The following is a 1,190-nucleotide window of genomic DNA, read 5'->3' as shown; positions in this document are numbered from 1 at the left end:
GGACTCGCTTTCGCTACGGCTACCCCACACGGGTTAACCTCGCCACATGCCACTAACTCGCAGGCTCATTCTTCAAAAGGCACGCCATCACCCACAGTACAAGTACTCGCAGGCTCTGACGGATTGTAAGCGTCCGGTTTCAGGTACTATTTCACTCCCCTCCCGGGGTACTTTTCACCTTTCCCTCACGGTACTAGTCCGCTATCGGTCACCAGGGAGTATTCAGGCTTACCGGGTGGTCCCGGCAGATTCACAGCAGATTTCACGGGCCCGCTGCTACTCGGGCATCACCTACGAGAGCCACACGGTTTTCGTCTACGGGATTCTCACCCTCTACGACAGGCCATCCCAGACCCTTCGACTAACCCTGCGGTTTCTTACTCTCGCCCAGCTCGGCAGAACCGGGAAAGATGACCCCACGACCCCACACGTGCAACACCTGCCGGCTATCACACACGCATGGTTTAGCCTCATCCGCTTTCGCTCGCCACTACTCACGGAATCACTCTTGTTTTCTCTTCCTGCGGGTACTGAGATGTTTCACTTCCCCGCGTTCCCTCCACACACCCTATACATTCAGATGCGGGTGACACGACATCACTCGTGCCGGGTTTCCCCATTCGGACATCCTCGGATCACAGCTCGGTTGACAGCTCCCCGAGGCTTATCGCAGCCTCCTACGTCCTTCATCGGCTCCTGGTGCCAAGGCATCCACCGAACGCTCTTAAACACTTACAAACAAAGATGCTCGCGTCCACTGTACAGTTCTCAAACAACACACAAGACCACGCATTCCGCGTCACCGACACCCCACCAGGGGCTGGTATGAACCGCTACGCGGCCTCGTCGCATTATCTCTTCCGTGAAAGAAACACTCGCGTGTTCTTTCAGGACCCAACAGTGTGTCGATATAGCAACCCCCGAAAGGGACTGCGGCGTCAGCGTTCCACCCATGAGCAACACCGGGCCACACTCGGACCCGAAATGCTATGTGCTCCTTAGAAAGGAGGTGATCCAGCCGCACCTTCCGGTACGGCTACCTTGTTACGACTTCGTCCCAATCGCCGATCCCACCTTCGACGGCTCCCTCCCACGAGGGGTTAGGCCACCGGCTTCGGGTGTTACCGACTTTCATGACGTGACGGGCGGTGTGTACAAGGCCCGGGAACGTATTCACCGCAGCGTTGCTG

Annotated in this window: 2 rRNA genes; both read right to left on the bottom strand. The window is 57.2% G+C overall.

Annotated elements, in window-relative coordinates:
• Positions 1-738: ribosomal RNA gene (locus tag ACFUUZ_RS31705) — 23S ribosomal RNA — on the bottom strand; the annotation flags it as partial.
• A gap of 264 nt (positions 739-1,002) precedes the next feature.
• Positions 1,003-1,190 (bottom strand): 16S ribosomal RNA (locus ACFUUZ_RS31700); the annotation flags it as partial.

The sequence above is a fragment of the Nocardia sp. NPDC057353 genome (genome assembly GCF_042667085.1).
Classification (GTDB): domain Bacteria; phylum Actinomycetota; class Actinomycetes; order Mycobacteriales; family Mycobacteriaceae; genus Nocardia.
This window is presented reverse-complemented; position numbering and strand designations above follow the sequence as displayed.